18 protein-coding genes and 1 tRNA gene are annotated in these 15,698 nt (G+C 57.2%); 11 read left to right on the forward strand and 8 right to left on the reverse strand.

Annotated elements, in window-relative coordinates; all coding sequences use genetic code 11:
* Positions 1 to 34: 34 nt before the first annotated feature.
* The 7 genes from EY643_RS10770 to trmA all read left to right on the forward strand — a co-directional run bounded on the left by EY643_RS10770 (position 35) and on the right by trmA (position 4,253).
* Positions 35 to 709, forward strand: a complete 675-nt coding sequence (locus EY643_RS10770; protein ID WP_205743033.1) for a Bax inhibitor-1/YccA family protein — start codon at positions 35 to 37, stop codon at positions 707 to 709.
* A 63-nt stretch (positions 710 to 772) separates the two neighbouring features.
* On the forward strand, positions 773 to 1,165 hold the full coding sequence (gene tusD / locus EY643_RS10775; protein ID WP_170287360.1) for a sulfurtransferase complex subunit TusD: 393 nt from the start codon (positions 773 to 775) through the stop codon (positions 1,163 to 1,165).
* Between the two features lies 1 nt (position 1,166).
* Positions 1,167 to 1,532, forward strand: a complete 366-nt coding sequence (gene tusC / locus EY643_RS10780; protein WP_152662212.1) for a sulfurtransferase complex subunit TusC — start codon at positions 1,167 to 1,169, stop codon at positions 1,530 to 1,532.
* A 1-nt stretch (position 1,533) separates the two neighbouring features.
* On the forward strand, positions 1,534 to 1,815 hold the full coding sequence (gene tusB, locus EY643_RS10785; protein ID WP_152662213.1) for a sulfurtransferase complex subunit TusB: 282 nt from the start codon (positions 1,534 to 1,536) through the stop codon (positions 1,813 to 1,815).
* A gap of 2 nt (positions 1,816 to 1,817) precedes the next feature.
* Positions 1,818 to 2,135, forward strand: a complete 318-nt coding sequence (locus tag EY643_RS10790; RefSeq protein WP_152662214.1) for a TusE/DsrC/DsvC family sulfur relay protein — start codon at positions 1,818 to 1,820, stop codon at positions 2,133 to 2,135.
* Positions 2,132 to 3,142: a glycosyl transferase family protein gene (locus EY643_RS10795; RefSeq protein WP_170287361.1), complete on the forward strand. Its 1,011-nt coding sequence runs from the start codon at positions 2,132 to 2,134 to the stop codon at positions 3,140 to 3,142. Before EY643_RS10790 ends, EY643_RS10795 begins: the two co-directional genes overlap by 4 nt.
* Position 3,143: 1 nt before the next feature.
* Complete coding sequence (trmA, locus tag EY643_RS10800) at positions 3,144 to 4,253, forward strand: tRNA (uridine(54)-C5)-methyltransferase TrmA (protein WP_152662216.1); 1,110 nt, start codon at positions 3,144 to 3,146, stop codon at positions 4,251 to 4,253.
* 1 nt (position 4,254) lies between these two features.
* On the opposite strand, the gene EY643_RS10805 is transcribed toward trmA, so the two are convergent.
* From EY643_RS10805 to EY643_RS10815, 3 genes are all read right to left on the reverse strand, one after another.
* Entirely contained in the window at positions 4,255 to 5,148 is an 894-nt protein-coding gene (locus tag EY643_RS10805; RefSeq protein ID WP_152662217.1) for a hypothetical protein, read from the reverse strand.
* A gap of 3 nt (positions 5,149 to 5,151) precedes the next feature.
* Positions 5,152 to 5,778: a dUTP diphosphatase gene (locus tag EY643_RS10810; RefSeq protein ID WP_240732673.1), complete on the reverse strand. Its 627-nt coding sequence runs from the start codon at positions 5,776 to 5,778 to the stop codon at positions 5,152 to 5,154.
* A gap of 60 nt (positions 5,779 to 5,838) precedes the next feature.
* Positions 5,839 to 5,925: transfer RNA gene (locus EY643_RS10815), tRNA-Leu, on the reverse strand.
* Between the two features lie 145 nt (positions 5,926 to 6,070).
* Between EY643_RS10815 and EY643_RS10820 the strand changes: the two genes are divergently transcribed.
* Both EY643_RS10820 and EY643_RS10825 read left to right on the forward strand, forming a co-directional pair.
* Positions 6,071 to 9,265 carry an AsmA family protein gene (locus tag EY643_RS10820; RefSeq protein ID WP_152662218.1) on the forward strand — a complete coding sequence of 1,065 codons (3,195 nt, stop codon included), beginning with the start codon at positions 6,071 to 6,073 and terminating at the stop codon, positions 9,263 to 9,265.
* Between the two features lie 41 nt (positions 9,266 to 9,306).
* On the forward strand, positions 9,307 to 10,659 hold the full coding sequence (locus EY643_RS10825) for a sodium-dependent transporter (RefSeq protein ID WP_152662219.1): 1,353 nt from the start codon (positions 9,307 to 9,309) through the stop codon (positions 10,657 to 10,659).
* On the opposite strand, the gene EY643_RS10830 is transcribed toward EY643_RS10825, so the two are convergent.
* Genes EY643_RS10830 through EY643_RS10840 form a run of 3 tightly spaced genes read right to left on the reverse strand, consistent with a single transcriptional unit; the run spans position 10,645 to position 12,261 of the window.
* Complete coding sequence (locus EY643_RS10830; protein WP_152662220.1) at positions 10,645 to 11,112, reverse strand: LEA/WHy family protein; 468 nt, start codon at positions 11,110 to 11,112, stop codon at positions 10,645 to 10,647. The genes EY643_RS10825 and EY643_RS10830 overlap by 15 nt on opposite strands.
* A complete protein-coding gene (locus EY643_RS10835) occupies positions 11,109 to 11,273 on the reverse strand; it encodes a hypothetical protein (RefSeq protein WP_153239448.1) in 165 nt (54 codons plus the stop codon). The genes EY643_RS10830 and EY643_RS10835 overlap by 4 nt, the downstream gene beginning before the upstream one ends.
* 46 nt (positions 11,274 to 11,319) lie before the next feature.
* Positions 11,320 to 12,261 (reverse strand): MerR family transcriptional regulator, encoded by a 942-nt coding sequence (locus EY643_RS10840; RefSeq protein WP_170287362.1) that lies wholly within the window; start codon positions 12,259 to 12,261, stop codon positions 11,320 to 11,322.
* Between the two features lie 154 nt (positions 12,262 to 12,415).
* On the opposite strand from EY643_RS10840, the gene EY643_RS10845 reads away from it, so the two are divergent.
* Positions 12,416 to 13,384, forward strand: coding sequence for a YbgA family protein (locus tag EY643_RS10845; RefSeq protein ID WP_205743034.1), 969 nt, complete (start codon positions 12,416 to 12,418; stop codon positions 13,382 to 13,384).
* Positions 13,385 to 13,389: 5 nt separating this feature from the next.
* Here EY643_RS10845 and EY643_RS10850 read toward each other — a convergent pair whose 3' ends face one another.
* Together EY643_RS10850 and EY643_RS10855 are read right to left on the reverse strand one after the other, a co-directional pair.
* Complete coding sequence (locus EY643_RS10850) at positions 13,390 to 13,860, reverse strand: pyridoxamine 5'-phosphate oxidase family protein (protein WP_170287363.1); 471 nt, start codon at positions 13,858 to 13,860, stop codon at positions 13,390 to 13,392.
* A gap of 12 nt (positions 13,861 to 13,872) precedes the next feature.
* Positions 13,873 to 14,757 (reverse strand): TIGR01777 family oxidoreductase, encoded by an 885-nt coding sequence (locus EY643_RS10855; RefSeq protein ID WP_152662223.1) that lies wholly within the window; start codon positions 14,755 to 14,757, stop codon positions 13,873 to 13,875.
* A gap of 85 nt (positions 14,758 to 14,842) precedes the next feature.
* Between EY643_RS10855 and EY643_RS10860 the strand changes: the two genes are divergently transcribed.
* Positions 14,843 to 15,664, forward strand: a complete 822-nt coding sequence (locus EY643_RS10860; protein ID WP_152662224.1) for an NAD-dependent protein deacetylase — start codon at positions 14,843 to 14,845, stop codon at positions 15,662 to 15,664.
* Positions 15,665 to 15,698: the final 34 nt, after the last annotated feature.

Consider the following 15,698-nt stretch of genomic DNA (forward strand, 5'->3'; position numbering starts at 1 on the left):
TCGCACACCAACGTGCCAAACAACGGAGTAAACGATGCAAGACAAGAGTCTGTACAACATGAACACTGCTGGCGTGGACAGTGTCCTTGCGACCAACAAGGTGCTCAAGAATACGTACATGCTACTAGGTATGACCCTGGCCTTTTCCGCGGTCACAGCCGGCATCTCCATGGCCATGGGCCTGAGCCACGGCATGGGCCTGATTCTCAGCCTGGTGGGTTTTGGCCTGCTGTTCGTCGTCCACAAAATGGCTGACACGGCCAAGGGATTGCCCGCTATCTTCGCCTTCACCGGCGTGATGGGCGCATCCATTGGCCCCATGCTGAACTACTACATGGCGATGCCCGGCGGCCCTGCCCTGGTCATGCAAGCCCTTGGCGGCACAGCGGTAGTGTTCTTCGGTCTTTCTGCCTACGCGCTGACAACTCGCAAGGATTTCTCCTACATGGGCGGCTTCCTGATGGTAGGCCTGCTGGTCGCTGTTGTCGCTTCCATCGCCAACATCTTCCTGGGCATTCCGGCATTGTCACTGACCGTTTCTGCGGCCATCGTGATGATTATGTCCGGCCTGATCCTGTTTGATACCAGCCGTATCATCAACGGCGGCGAGACCAACTACATCCGCGCGACCGTCAGCCTGTACCTGAACATCTACAACCTGTTCATCCACATGCTGCACCTGCTCACTGCCTTCGGCGGCGACGACTAAGCGCAAGCAATCGCAAGAGACCCCGGTCATTGGCCGGGGTTTTTTGTTTTCGAGGAACCGAACTTGATTTACACCCTGCTCGTGACCAGCTCTCCTGCCTCCGGCTCAGGCGCTCGCACCGCATGCGCGTTTGCACAGGCTGCGATTGCGGCCGGGCACGAGGTTAATCGGGTGTTCTTCCTCGACGAGGGCACGTCGACCGGTTCCGCTACCGCCGTTTTCCCCCAGGATGAAGCAGATCGGCTGGCACCCTGGGTGAGCCTTGCCGAAGCGCACGACATCGACCTGGTGTTGTGCATCTCCTCCGCCATCAAACGCGGCATGCTCGACACCACTGAAGCCAGGCGCTATGAGCGCGCCGCGACCACTGTGCACCCCGCATTTACTGTTTCCGGCCTCGGCCAGCTGGTCGATGCCGGCGCCGGTGCGGACAGGCTTTTGACCTTCGGTGGCTGATATGCCTGATAAAAAACGCTACCTGGTGCTTATGCGCCGGGCACCCTATGGCAGCAGCCTTGCCCGCGCCTCGGTCGATCTTGCCCTGGCCATGGGCGCTTTCGAGCAGGACTTCGACCTGTTATTCACCGGCGATGGCGTCCTACAGCTAATACCAGACCAGGCCAGCGAAAACATCGGCCAGAAAAATATCGGCCGTGCGCTCTCCTCCCTGCCACTGGTCGATATAGAAGAAGTCTACGTCGAATCCGCAGCACTGGCGCGGCATGGCCTGACAGCTGCAGACCTGGTTCTTCCTGCGATAGCGCTGGACGATACTGCCGTGAAGGCATTGTTGAACGACTGCGATCATCTGGTGAGCTGCTGACATGATCCTGCATACGCTCGCGAATTCCACCAGCCTCGACGCATGCCTGTGCGCTGTCGACAAGGACGACACCATTCTGCTCCTGGGCGATGGCGTGTACTGTGCCCTCCCCGCAAGTGAAGCGGAGCAAATGTTGCGAGGCAGTGCTGCCAAAGTACTTGTACTCAACAGTGACGCTCTCGCCGCGGGCCTGGATGTCGAGGGACTCGCCTTCCCCACCACCGACATGGCTGGCTTTGTCGCACTCAGCGAGTACTATCCACGCCAACTGGCCTGGTACTGACCGTGGCCTCCAACACCGCTTTCGACAAGGAAGGCTTTCTGCTGAGGCTCGATGACTGGTCGCCGGAGCTGGCCGGTGAGATCGCCGCCACCGAGGGTATCGCACTCAATGACAAGCACTGGGAAGTGATCACGCTGCTGCGAGAGTACTATGCAGAATTCGATGCCTCTCCCGCGATGCGGCCTCTGGTAAAATACTGCGCTTTGAAACTGGGGCCGGAAAAAGGCAAAAGCCTGTATCTTCTAAGCCTGTTTCCCGGATCACCCGCAAAGATCGGCAGCAAAATCGCCGGCCTGCCAAAACCTGAAAACTGCCTGTGACAACTGACTTTCAAATCCCGCGTGAAGAACACCCCTTTGCCCAATACATCCGCATTCTGGGCAAGGGAAAAACCGGTAGCCGTTCATTCAGCCGAGCGGAGGCACACACGGCCTTTGGCATGTTGCTGCGCGGCGAAGCTGACGCTATGCAGGTGGGCGCCTTCCTGATGCTTCTGCGCGTGAAAGAAGAGACCGGTGAAGAGCTTGCAGGCTTCGTCGACGCATGCCGCACAGAGATGACCGCGCCACCTGCTGGCCTCAGCGCAGACCTCGACTGGCCCAGCTACGCTGGCAAGCGTGCCCAGCATCCCTGGTACCTGCTGGCAGCCACGCTCATCGCCCAGGCGGGCTACAGGGTGTTTCTGCACGGCGGTGATGGCCACACCCAGGGCCGGCTTTACACTGAACAGGCGATGCAATCGCTGGGCCTGCCCGTCGCTGATTCCTGGAAACAGGTATCCAGCCAGTTGGATCGCGACAGCATCAGCTACCTGCCGATCCGCCGGTTTTGTGCACCCTTGAGCCAACTGATGTTGCTCCGCCCCCTGCTCGGACTGCGTTCGCCGGTCAACACCCTGTCACGTATGTTCAACCCGCTACAGGCGTCCGCGAGTATCCACAGTATTTTCCACCCGGCTTACGCTGAGCTCCACCATGCAGCGGACAAGCTGCTGGGGCAGCCCCGTTCGCTGGTTTTCAAAGGCGACAGCGGCGAGGTTGAAATCAAGCCGCAGGCCAAAACCCGGCTAATGCTGTTGCAGGGACAGCAGGAGTCCGAGCTGTTGCTGCCGCGCACCGTGGCCGACAAGGTAGCCGCGGTAGACCAGCCCTCCGTGGCCCCGCTGCAGGCCCTCTGGCGAGGCGCGCAACACGACCCCTACGGTCGTGACGCTACACTGGCAACCACGGCTGCTGCCCTGCTTGCTGTTGGCTTTGCGGACAGCCTGGCACCGTGCCAGGCACACGCCACAGAGCTCTGGAACAACCGCGACAAGGAGCGTTTCTGACATGCCCATGAGCAATGTCCAGCCAGATGACTACACCCGTTTACTGGCCGAGAAACGCAAGGCGGTTGCTCACGGTCTCGCACCCTGGTGTGCGGGCGAGCCCGACATTTATCCTTCAGCGCCCACCGGTTTTCGCATGCGCGCGGAGTTTCGCATGTGGCATGACGGCGACTCGCTCGACTACGTCATGTTCCGCAAGGACGACCCCAGGACCCCGGTGCCGATCACGCACTTCCCCATCGGCTGTGACACGATCGGCCAGCTGATGCCCGTCTTGCGCGAGGCGCTGACCGCCAACCCGGAGTTGCGCCGCAAGCTGTTTCAGGTTGAATTTCTCGCCACGCTGGCAGGCGACACACTGGTTACGCTGATCTATCACCGCAAACTGGAGGACGCCTGGGAACGCGAGGCAGAGGCGTTACGTGTCTTTCTCGACGGCCATGTCCCTGGCATTTCACTGATTGGCCGCAGTCGTAAACAAAAACTCGTATTGGGAAAGAACTGGGTCACCGAACAACTCGAGATCGAAGGCAAGACCTACAGCTACAACCAGTATGAGCAAGCATTCACCCAGCCGAACGCGCGGGTCAATATCAAAATGATCGAGTGGGCGTGCGGCCGTGCCGCTGCTCTCGACGGTGACTTGCTGGAGCTTTACTGCGGCAACGGCAACTTCACGCTGCCACTGGCGCAACACTTCGATCAGGTCATTGCCACAGAGCTGGCGAAAACCTCGGTGCGCGCAGCGCGCGAAAACCTCGCTGCCAATGGTGTAGAGAATATTCAGATCATTCGCCTGGCTGCGGAAGAAGTGACTCAGGCCATGCAGGGGGAACGCGAATTCAGGCGCCTGCAAGACCTGCCCAAAGCATTGCGGGAATATGATTTACGAACTGTGTTCGTAGACCCTCCACGCGCGGGCCTGGATGACGCCACCGTACAGATGGTGCAGCGCTTTGATTCGATTATCTACATATCCTGCAATCCAAATACATTGGCAGACAACCTGGCGGTGTTGACGAAAACACACGTCGTAAAACGCCATGCGATGTTTGATCAGTTCCCCTACACCGATCATATGGAGTGTGGCGTCTTTCTGCAGCGCCGGTAACTCAGCAACGAATGCCCAGCTCCAGCAAGCCCCTGCCCAACACCTCATCGAGGCGTTCAACATCAGCTGCATTAACCTCAAGGCTGTGTAGCCCCAGCTCGCGGTAGATCTCGCGTTTTCGCAGGCGCGTGGATATTTCACCCGCAGTGATATCGGTGTCCCAGCAATCGATATAGACACTTCCGGCGGGAATATAGAAATCCGCTGTGATCAGCTCTTCTGTAGGTAATGCGCGCTTGTAAGCGTGGGCGAGTTGAGCGAGATACAACCAGTTACACACGCGCATTTGCAGGCTGGAGTCCAACTGATGGCCGTCGATACCATCGCAGCTGATGTTCTCACCCGGATTGGCAAACAGATCAGGCTCAGCACCTGCTTGCGCCGGCTCCGCCGTGGGTATCTGGTCAGACTGGCGGGTAAGCTCACGGTGGATAACGGTGTTATCAATAATTTCGTGAGGCCAGGTGACATAATAAGCGCCACTGGCCTCGCTCTCTTCCTGCTTCCCTCCCAGTGACCGCCCCAACGGCGTCAGTTCCCAGCCCAGAATGGTATGGTGCTGGAGGCCGATCTCAGCCAGGGCCCGGTTGATCTGACGAGCGTGAAGGCGCGGATAATAACGCCGCATGGAAGCGGCAGTAATGCGCTGATTTGACTCGATCGCTGCCAGCAGAGGGTGATGATCGAGCGCCTGTGGCCAGACGATATAGCGTCCATAGCGACGGCTATTCTGGTAAGAGCCCCCCTCAAACTCCCCCTTGGGAAGCAGTAACCAGGCATCCCCGGTGCGGCGAATCCAGCCGTAGTCCCGCAGCGTGGCAAACAGTTGCTGGACAGGAATATCCAGCTTCTTCGCCAGTGCCGTGGTAGAGAGCTTGCTGTCTTCGTCCGCCACTGATCAGTCCAACGCGAGCTCGCGGTAGCGCTTCTCAAGCGCGGAATAGACCTGCTTGGCGAAGTCCTCCGCTCCCTTATCCAGCGAATCCACAATCTCGACCAGATGCTCGTTGTCTTCCTTCCCGGACCAGTTCTTGATGTAGGAACCATCTTTATAGCCATGGTCCTGGCGGAAGAAATTCAGTACGTTCTTACCGACATAAGCAGCGTACAGCCCGTCGAAGTCCAGCCCGGAAGCCAGCATCAGGTCCCAGAACAAGCCCACCGAAAAGCCTTTCGTTTCAAGGCAATTGAGCGCCAGTGCCTCGGTAGCTTCGCGCACGCCGTCACCGCTGGGCTGATGACCGCGAATGTCGGCTTCAATCTCTGCGGCGAGAGTCTCAATAGACTTGTCCTCGGCAAAGAGGGCCGACATACCAAAGTGCCAGATATCGATTGCTTCGAGCCGCACCTGTTCCAGGTCTGGCTGCTGTTTTTTCCACCACTTAAAGCCGTAGTGGTCTATCAATTCCCCGCATTCAATCCAGGCCGCGCGGTACCACTCAAAGTGTTGCTCGATCCACTGAGGATGCACCCGCGTGTTCATATTGTCCTGCATTGTGAGCATGTTGATGAGAGCCTGCTTCAAGGAAAACCTCGCCTAAATCGTCATTTCGAAAGAGGGAAAAGAATACCAGTTTTTGCAGTATGGTGCCCGGAGCGGGACTTGAACCCGCACAACCGTAAGGTCGGGAGATTTTAAGTCTCCTGTGTCTACCAATTTCACCATCCGGGCGGAAGGAGCAGGCTGAAAATCAGCCCCTTGGAGGGAGCCGAATGATAGCATCGGGCGCACTTACAGCCAAGAAAATCACGGTAACTAGATCAACATCGCACCGTGCTACACTCCCCCACTGAATCGAGTTCAGGCCCACAACACCATGCGTAAACTGCTCATTGCCGTATTGTTGCTGCTAGTGTTGTTGGCACTGCCGCTACTCGCAATGCGCTCTGAGCGCACCCTGATTGCGTTCTCACACTGGGCGGTGGAAACCTTTACCGAATATCGGCTCAACCTGGTAAAGCCGGTGCTTCGCCCCCTCGAGCGCAAGGTAAGCGCTGAAGAGATCCATCTCTATCCAAAGGATGACGCTGCACCGCCGTTCCTGAGTGTGCTGGGGTTTGCAGGTGATATCGGCTGGCGAGACCTCTATCGCGCCAACCTCGAGGCCACGACGCTTAGCGCGCGGCAAGTCATTCTCTACACCTCTGACAGTGACGATGTGGATGATCCGCGCCCCAGAGAATGGCTGAACTATCTCGGCTGGTTACCGGCAGACCTCAGTGTCGGTCAATTTCACCTGGTAACCGCCGGAGAGAACATTTTCATTTTCCCGCTGGAAGACATTCAGGGTGGCCGGCCGGACTCCCATAGCTTCCAGGCCAGCGGTCAGGCACGCTATGAAGGTGAGCCACTTGAGCTGGATATTGCAATCTCCACACTGCGAGATCATGGCAGGATTAGTTCTGTCGACCTGCATGGCAAGTTCACCGCGCCTGCATCCAACAGTTTTGTGCGGCTAAATGGTGAGGTCAGAGGTTCCCGTGACGAGTTCAGCTACGACTTCAAACTGAATGCCGATTACGCAGACATTCGTGAATTTCTCCGCGGTTTCAGAGCCCGGGGCGTCCTCGAAGGCAGGCTAAAACTCGAAGCCGAGATGAACGGGGACACTAACGGCTTTGTTCTCAACAACGCGCTATTCACGCTCGACAATATGCCCGCCTATGGGGTCGAAGCCGCCGGTACGATGGAATACGACATTCAGGCGGGTGGTGAATTGAAACTGGTTGCGGCAGGCGAGATTTCTTCAATGGATGTGGTGCTCGAGTGGCTCAATCTCGACCTGCACAGCCTTGGGCGAGCGGCCGGAAATGCAACGATTACCGGCACCCTGAAGCAACCAGTCATCGATGAATTTCTGCTTCGCAGCGAGGCAGACAATGGCCTCATCGTCAGCGTGGGCGGACACCTTGACCCACAGCGAATGGGCGCAAGAGACAACGAGATCAGGCTGGACATGACCGGCCCCTCAGTAGCCACTCTCGCACAGTGGACAGGCCCCCTGCCCTTCGAGCCCGGCGCATTTTCCGCATCGGGTTCCCTGGTTGGTCGTGAGGATAGAATCGCCCTGGAGAATCTAGTGATCGAGGTCGGCGACCCTGACGAATTACTGTTCCGGCTCGCAGGCGAAGCCGGGAACCTTGTAGGGATGGATACCAAGGGCATAGCCGCCGCCCAGGATGTCACGCTTACCATGAGCGTCGATTCGCCAGACAGTCGTTACCTGGGTGAGATCATGGGCACTGATGTGCCCGGAGGGTTTGTCCTGGACGGCGATCTCACGCTAGCGGGCAGCGGCGAGCTTTTGCAGCCTGTCACAGGGCTGTTTACCGCCCGGGGAAGCGACCTCGACATCATTATCGTTCCGCATGAGGCGGCCATTACTCCGCTAAAGCAGCCCATCATATCAGGCACTGAGGCCAGTGTTGCCATCACCCTCAGCGATGTGAGCGCGTTCTCACAGTACACCACCATAGCGGTGCCCGCCCTGGGCAGGGTTGACGGCAAGGCGAAATTCCAGCAACACGATCAGCGTCTCGCACTGAACGATCTACAGCTGAGCGTTGACGGCCCCAACCTGCAACTCTGGGCCAAAGGTGCGGTGAACAACCTGGCGCCGTTTAATGGCCTGACGCTACAGGGAAATTTTTCGGATGTCCCGACCGACCAGATTTTGCAGACCATCTTCGAGAACTTCAGCCACCCAACTCACATGGGTGCTCTGGCAGGACAGTTCCGCCTGAACTACCAGGACGACGTTTTGGATCTTCCTGCAATAGCGATTACAACCAGGAAAGCCCAGGGCCCACTCCGTCTCGATATCGCGGGAAAGGCATCGGACATTACTGGCGCGCTATCCGCCAGGGCTAGTATCGATTACCAGCTAAGAGATACCGCACTGCTTGAGACACTCACCGAGTTACGGCTAAACCCCCTGCACGGGCAGGCAGAGTTGACTTACTCTCCTTCCGAGATCACGGCCAATCACCGCGGCAAGATTGGTGAATCGTCAATCGATCTGGACACACGGATCAGTCACGCCAAAGGCACGATCACCGGCATACAGGCCAAACTCGCAAGCCCTGTTCTGTACCTCGATGATATCGGCCTGCAAGCTAGCGTGGCTTCCACAGAGGACTACAACCCGTCAGAACAGCTGGTTGAAGCTGAACCCGTGGAATTGCTGGAAAACGTTCTGGGTACGGGAAGTTCGCTTCCGACCGACTTCAGGATCAACATTGGCGGCGTGGTAGGCGAACGCACCAATATCGACAATATCAACATCCACATCACCGGCGTGGACAATCGCTATACCCTGCGAGAATTCAACGTGGGCTACGCAGACACCGTCGGCGAAGTGCGCGGCATCATTGATCTGAATGCCAGACCTCCGTTCGTCAGCCTCGCCGGTGAAGCGATTGCCATCCCGCTTAACACCTTGGGCCGGGACCTGGGCCGGGACGCCGACATCAGGGGAGAACTGACTGTACGCGGCGGTATCAGCTCTCAAGGCGCGAACAGGGAGGAGCTATTAAGTGATCTCGACGGCAGCCTTGCCCTCGCGCTTGAAAACGCGGAAATACAGGGCGCCGCCTACGACCTCCTGGCCACCGACCTGCTCGCCTGGTTCTACTCGGGCGCTGCAGCGGAAAAATCGACCCACATCGATTGCACTATGGCGAAATTCCAGTTGCTGGACGGCGTTGCTAACAGCGATAGTCTCTACGTCGAAACGAAACGCATGGTGGCTACCGGAGAGGCAGAAGTTGATATGGTCGGCCAGCGAATGGATCTCAAAATAACCCCCCGTTCGAAGTCTCGGGCATTGCAGGTTCCGTCTTCGGTCCGGCTTAGGGGCGATTTCGACAATCTCAAAACCACAGTCTCTCCCATCGCCGCGGCATTTGATGCCTACGCAGAAGTACTTTCATTAGTACCTCGGATGACACGCAAACTGTTCGGTATCAAACGGGACGACAAGGCACTGCGGCCCTGTGAGGCCGTGCAGTAGCCTGCTACAATCCGCGCATAATCAACAATATCGGGTGAAACATGGCATCAGCACGGGGCGAATTTACCTCCCGCTTTGGGTTTGTAATGGCTGCGGCAGGCAGTGCGGTTGGGCTTGGCAATATCTGGGGTTTCCCCACCCAGGCCGCCAGCAATGGCGGAGCGGCCTTCCTGCTGGTTTACCTGATACTCGCGTTTACCCTGGCCTACCCGGCGTTAATGGCAGAGCTGATCATTGGCCGTCACGCCCACGCGAATGCCGTCACAGCCTTGCGCCTCATTTCGCCGTCTGCCCTGCTCAAAAAAATAGGCGCCACGACGGGTATTGCCGGCTTTATTGTCGCCAGCCTGATCCTGAGTTTCTACGCCATCGTGGCGGGCTGGATGATCGCACATTGCCTGTCAGCAGCTGCACTCCTGCTGGGCATGGACAACGCTGCGCAATGGTTGGTGTCCTTCGGCTTCATGCGCAACATGATTTTCATGCTGCTGTTCATGAGCCTGACGATCAGCATCATCAGCGCAGGTGTACGCGAAGGCATCGAACGCTGGTCCGCTCGCCTGATGCCGGCCCTTCTGGTGACGCTGCTGGCCCTGGTCGTGTACGTGCTCACATTGGACGGAGCGATTGACGGGCTAAAAGTTTACTTGCTGCCCGACTTCTCCCGCGCACTCGAACCCAAACTGATTATCGCTGCCCTTGGCGCTGCGTTCTTCTCCATGTCGCTGGGTGTCGGTACCATGCTGATCTATGGTTCCTATGTTTCTGACAAGGAGAACTTGCCTGTGCTGGGTGGCATGGTGACACTGGTCGACATCTCCATCGCTGTCATGGCGGGCTTTCTGGTACTACCCGCCATGTACGTTGCCTTGCACAACGGAGTGGAGATTTTCACCGCAACCGGGGCACTGATTTCAGAAGACACGCTGATTTTCACCGTGCTACCCGAGCTCTTTTCGACCATGGGTTTTGCCGGCCTGATTGTCAGCTTCACATTTTTCTTCCTGATGAGTATCGCCGCCCTGACCTCGTCTATCTCGATGCTGGAAGTACCTGTGGCCTACACCATTGAAGAACACGGAGTAAAACGACACACCGCCGTGTGGGTTATCGGTGGCGCGATCGCTCTGGTCAGTACCGCCATTTTACTCAACTTCGGCACATTGTTTGGCCTGGTCATTTCCATTACGACACGCTACAGCCAGCCGCTGCTGGGCTTTATGCTCTGCTTCTTCGCAGGCTGGGTGTGGAACAGGAACTCGATACTGGAGGAGCTGCGCAAAGGCAACGCTGCGGTTGAGCAGAGCCTGTTCTGGAAGATCTGGCCCTGGTATGTGAAATTTGTCTGCCCGCTGATTATCCTGGCGATTTTCGCCCAATCACTGCTGGGATGACAGGTCGATTGTCCCCGTCTCCTCGATACGCTGGGTCGGCATAAAGCCGTTAAAATCAATCTTGGCGGTAAAACGATAGTCGAGGTTACTGCTGGTCTCAGTACTCAATCCCGCCAGGAGACGCACAAGCTGGAACAGCTTTAGCCCGGCTTCAACGGTGACCACTTCCTCGGCGTATCCATCGATATATGGCACGTCATTAGTGACGCCACTGATGAGTTCCTTCTCCAGTATCTCAACACTGTATGCGATTCCTGCGATATCCAACCCTTCTTTGTTGGGGTTGGCGATGCGCAGTTTGATCTCGAATCGAGGCGTCGTCCCTTCGGAAGGCAGCACCTTGAAGCTCTCCAACGTGGCTGTCGGGGGATCGAAGTCGGCCATCATATTGGCGCAGCCCGTGAGCAACGCCATCAAGGCAGCTAGCCAAAGTAAGTGCACTGAGCGCTTCATTCGCCAGCCCCTCTACGAGTGAAAAAGAATACCCCGTAGCCCAGGCTACCGATGGCGAAAACCAGCGCTACCCAGTCGCCGCTGCGCTGGTACATCCAGAGACTGAATAGGAACATGGTAATGGCGACCGCCATACCCATGCTTCTGCCGAGAGAACCCAAGTGATTTCGCCTTTTGCGGAGTAGAACCCCATTCTAGACGAATTAATCAGCTCCGCCCATGGGGGCTTACGGCGGTCTCGAGCGCGCGTTCGGTCAGCCAGCGTGCCTGCCTGACCAAAGCATAGATAACCGCGTTACTTGCCGCTTCCTGCCAGGTGTCGCCGTCTCGGGAAGCACACACAGTCTCTAGCTCGTTGAGGTCTTCCACCATGGTGATCAGCTGCGTCGAATCCTGCGAGCCAATCTCTTTGAGCTCTCTCAACTGCTTTTCACTGAAGGCATGCGGGCGTGTGCTCACCAATTCGCTCAGGCTTGAGTGACCGGCATCAGATTCCTTCTCGGTCACGCCATGCGCCAGGTAGTACGCAAGTTCGGTTGGCTGCGGAGGGAACTCCGCAGAGGCCACACCGGCCCGGTCTAGCTCTTCACGCCAGTGGTCACTGATGCTGTCGGCCAGAACCATGAGGCTGGGGTTACCCAGACATTCTCTGGCATTGCTCAACCTGCGCCACGCCTCTGGCCCCAGCGATGTGCTTTCCACGACCAGCGCGTCGCACACAAACTCGTTGGTTGACGCCGCGTCCAGAAATTCGATGACGCTGCTGGCGGTGATTTTGGCGTTGCACTTGGCAAGGTAGCCCTGATGCTCCTGCAGCCACGAGGCTAATCGCTGACCTACAAAAATCACTCGGGGCTTGGGCGCAGCCGCTGTCGTGCCTGTGCTGCTATCCAGTAAATGCTCCAGGGTCTTCCTGTCACTGCCAGCAATCTCGCCAATGCGCGTGCCTGACTCGACCAGCGCAGAGACAAGCTGCAGATGGTCCAAATCAGTCTGGGTATACTGGCGTCGCCCTGTCGGCGACTTATGGCTGGCACCAAGGCTGTAGCGGCGCTCCCAGACGCGCAGTGTATCCGGTTTAACGCCAGTAAGGCGGGCTACTGTGCCGATGCCGTACAAGGGCATGGCTTGAAATTCAATCTGTGTCACCTGTTTCGCATCTCTTGCCATCGTTTGATAGTGATACGCAGCATATCGAGACGTGGATTAGCGCATTCCCAGCAAACCTTCCCCGCCTTGCTGGCGAGGCTCTTGCAGCGAATCGTCGGAACGCGTAGTTTTCAGTCAACAGGAGGACAACCGAGTGAACTTATCGCCTGATTACCAGCCCCTGCCTATCGTCGGGATAGGCTCCTGCCTCGCCGGTAATCCCGTGCGCTATGACGGCCAGACCAAGGCAGCGAATGGCCATGTACAGCGCATGTTGGAGTGCTTCGATGCACGGCCTTTCTGCCCAGAGATGGCGATCGGCTTAGGCGTGCCCAGACCCCCCATCCAGATTGTCGGTGAGCCCGACGCACTGCGCGTCGTTGACGTGGCTACAGGGGAACTCGATGTCACTGTCCCGTTGCAAGAATTCGCCCATCAGGTCATCGAGCAGACGCCCCGACTCAGCGGTTACATACTGGTCAAGGGCAGCCCCAGCTGCGGCTTCGATCGGGTCAAACGCTACAATAATAAAGGTAACGTGGTCGCCCACGACAGTCAGGGTATGTTCGCATCTACATTGGCGGCACTCGACCCACTACTACCTCTGGAAGACGACGGGCGCCTCAACGATCCCGGTTTGCGTGAGAGCTTTGTCACCCGCGTGTACGTCTACCACCAGTGGCACAAGCTCTGCGCAGACGGGCTAAGCGCAAGTAGCCTGATCGCTTTTTACAGCCGCTACAAATACCTGGTAATGGCACACCATGTGCCCAGCTATAAATCGCTGGGCAAACTCCTGGCCAACGCAGGTAAGGAAAACATCGACGCACTCGCCACAGAATTCATCGCCAGCTTGATGACTGCTTTGAGCATGCGCACCAGCCGTCGCAGCCATGCCAACGTGTTGTTTCATCTTGCGGGCTACCTGCGCAAACATATCGCGCCAGCGGAACGACAGCGCCTGAGTGCACTTATCGATCAGTATCGCCTCAGTGCCATTCCACTTATCGTGCCAATTACCTTACTCAAGCACCACTTCGCCAATCACCCTAACGAATACATTGCCCAGCAGGTATTTCTAAATCCGTATCCGGATGAATTACAGATTCGAAATGTGACCTGAGCTCATCAATCCGCGGGTACTGCTTGCTGTGTTTCTTTATCATCCATGCGGGAGCGGTAGTCCCAGCTGAAGAAGCGACTAGGGGTAATAGTGATGGTGACTTCCTCGTCTACTCGCGACAGCAACCAGGTAGCCAGAGACTGGTTGCCGTCCCCGAGATATCGATCAATCGCCAACAACAAGTTATCTGCGGCACCGTCGCTCGAAAGCACGGCATCCCCCTGCCCCCTCACACCGCAATAAGGCGGTTGATTGGGCGATATCTCAAAACCCACCTTGGGCGCCTTGCGCAATAGTTTTACCAGTGGTGAATCACGATGTGACACGCAGTGAAACTTCCCATCGCGAAAGGTAAACCAGAGCGAGACAACTCTTGGATAACCGTCATCACCCACGCAGGCAACACGCAATGGATACCTGTTCTCTCCCAACCAATTATGAATTTTCTGGAGTTCCCAGGGGCCCTTAATTTTCACATCTATCTCCCGTCAGCGAATGGCTGCTACAGCCTGATCCAAGGTAGGATACCTGAAAGCAAAGCCAGCATCCTGCAATGCCTGCGGGATCACCCGCTGCCCACGCAGCAGCAACTCATCGGCCATCTCACCTACCAACAGTCGTGCTGCAAATGCCGGCACCGGAATTGAGGCCAGGGTAAAGTAGTGTTTGCTGAGCACCCTCGCGAAATCGCGGCTGGTCACTGGTTCTGGCGCACAGACATTGAAGGGGCCAGAAAGATTGGCGTCGCTCAGCACATATGAAATGGCAGCGACAACGTCGCGGCGATGAATCCAGCTCAACCACTGCCTGCCACTGCCGAGCCAGGTGCCGACACCGAGGCGGAATGAGCCCGCCATCTGCTCGAACGCCCCTCCTCCTGCATCGAGCACCACGCCAAGACGCAAGGTTGCCACGCGAATGCCCGCCTCCCGAGCGGGATCCAACGCATCTTCCCACTCCTGACAGAGCGACTGTGAAAAACCGGCCTCAGGGAGGCTATCTTCCCGCAATTTTTCGTCGTCGTGATGCCCGTAATAGCCGATTGCACTGGCACTGACGATCACCTCAGGTGGCGTCTCAAGGCGTTCGACAAGGCAAACCAGCGCTTTCGTTACGTCGATGCGGCTATTCACCAGCTCGCGTTTGTAGTCGGTGTTCCAGCGTTGCCCTGCCATCGACGCTCCGGCCAGGTTGATCACTGCATCAATGCGCTCCGAAGAACTGATTTGGTCGAGTGATGTGACCGATGGGTAGACACCGTCACAAGGCAGAACCTGGCGACTGAGTAACAAGATGTCGTGACCCTGCCGCGTCAATTCAGGGATCAACGCACCACCGATAAACCCTGTCCCGCCTGTCACCAGAATACGCATACGCTCTCCTCCTCAGCAAATATACGTTGTCACCCAAGCATAGATCACTGAACTGTCAGGTGTCCTTCCAACGTATACTGTCACTATGCAAAACAGCACCCGCCCCATCACCGAGTTACAACGGTTCCTGAGCACCAGCGAGAGCCTTTTCACGCTGACCGGTGCAGGTATCAGCGCTCCATCAGGTCTGCCAACATACCGCGATACAGAGGGCAAATGGCTCTATCGGAAACCCATCCAGCACCGCGAATTTTTGCAGCAGGAGCACACCCGTAAACGCTATTGGGCACGCTCTACGCTTGGCTGGCCTGCGGTTCGCGATGCGTCACCCAATCCGGCTCATCTGGCCCTGGCTCGCCTGGAACGACAGGGTCGCATCGAGCAACTGGTCACCCAGAATGTCGATCGACTGCACCAGCGTGCAGGCAGTAACCGGGTCATTGACCTGCATGGCCGGCTTGATCGCGTTCGCTGCATCGAATGCAAGTCACTCTATCAACGGGAAATCTTACAGGCAGAGCTTACGGCGAAGAATCCCTGGCTGGTCAGTGCTGCTGCAGAAGCCCGCCCTGACGGCGACCGCGATTTGGAAGACACCGTACTCGATCGATTCGAGATTCCGTGCTGCCCAGGCTGTCGGGGCATCCTGATGCCCGACGTGGTGTTCTTTGGCGGCAATATTCCCGCGGCTCGAAATCAAGACTGCATAGCGGCACTGACTCGCTCTGACGCACTTCTGGTTATCGGCAGTTCGCTTCAGGTTTACTCAGGTTATCGCCTGTGTCGACTGGCTGCAGAGCAAGGTATTCCCATCGCGATCATCAATCCCGGCAAAACCCGGGCGGACTCACTGGCGGATGTCAGGATTTTGGAATCTGCCTCGAAAGCGCTAACTGCGCTACACTAGCGTCAAGCATTGGCAAGTAACAGGCAAGGAACAG

The organism is Halioglobus maricola, assembly GCF_009388985.1.
GTDB lineage: Bacteria > Pseudomonadota > Gammaproteobacteria > Pseudomonadales > Halieaceae > Halioglobus > Halioglobus maricola.

Bases quoted from the DNA above. Each gene is read 5' to 3' on its own strand.
- EY643_RS10770 (WP_205743033.1), top strand. From the start codon at position 35: ATGCAAGACAAGAGTCTGTACAACATGAACACTGCTGGCGTGGACAGT.
- EY643_RS10825 (WP_152662219.1), top strand. From the start codon at position 9,307: ATGGCATCAGCACGGGGCGAATTTACCTCCCGCTTTGGGTTTGTAATG.
- EY643_RS10860 (WP_152662224.1), top strand. From the start codon at position 14,843: ATGCAAAACAGCACCCGCCCCATCACCGAGTTACAACGGTTCCTGAGC.
- tusB (WP_152662213.1), top strand. From the start codon at position 1,534: ATGATCCTGCATACGCTCGCGAATTCCACCAGCCTCGACGCATGCCTG.
- EY643_RS10855 (WP_152662223.1), bottom strand. From the start codon at position 14,757: ATGCGTATTCTGGTGACAGGCGGGACAGGGTTTATCGGTGGTGCGTTG.
- EY643_RS10820 (WP_152662218.1), top strand. From the start codon at position 6,071: ATGCGTAAACTGCTCATTGCCGTATTGTTGCTGCTAGTGTTGTTGGCA.
- trmA (WP_152662216.1), top strand. From the start codon at position 3,144: ATGCCCATGAGCAATGTCCAGCCAGATGACTACACCCGTTTACTGGCC.
- tusC (WP_152662212.1), top strand. From the start codon at position 1,167: ATGCCTGATAAAAAACGCTACCTGGTGCTTATGCGCCGGGCACCCTAT.
- EY643_RS10830 (WP_152662220.1), bottom strand. From the start codon at position 11,112: ATGAAGCGCTCAGTGCACTTACTTTGGCTAGCTGCCTTGATGGCGTTG.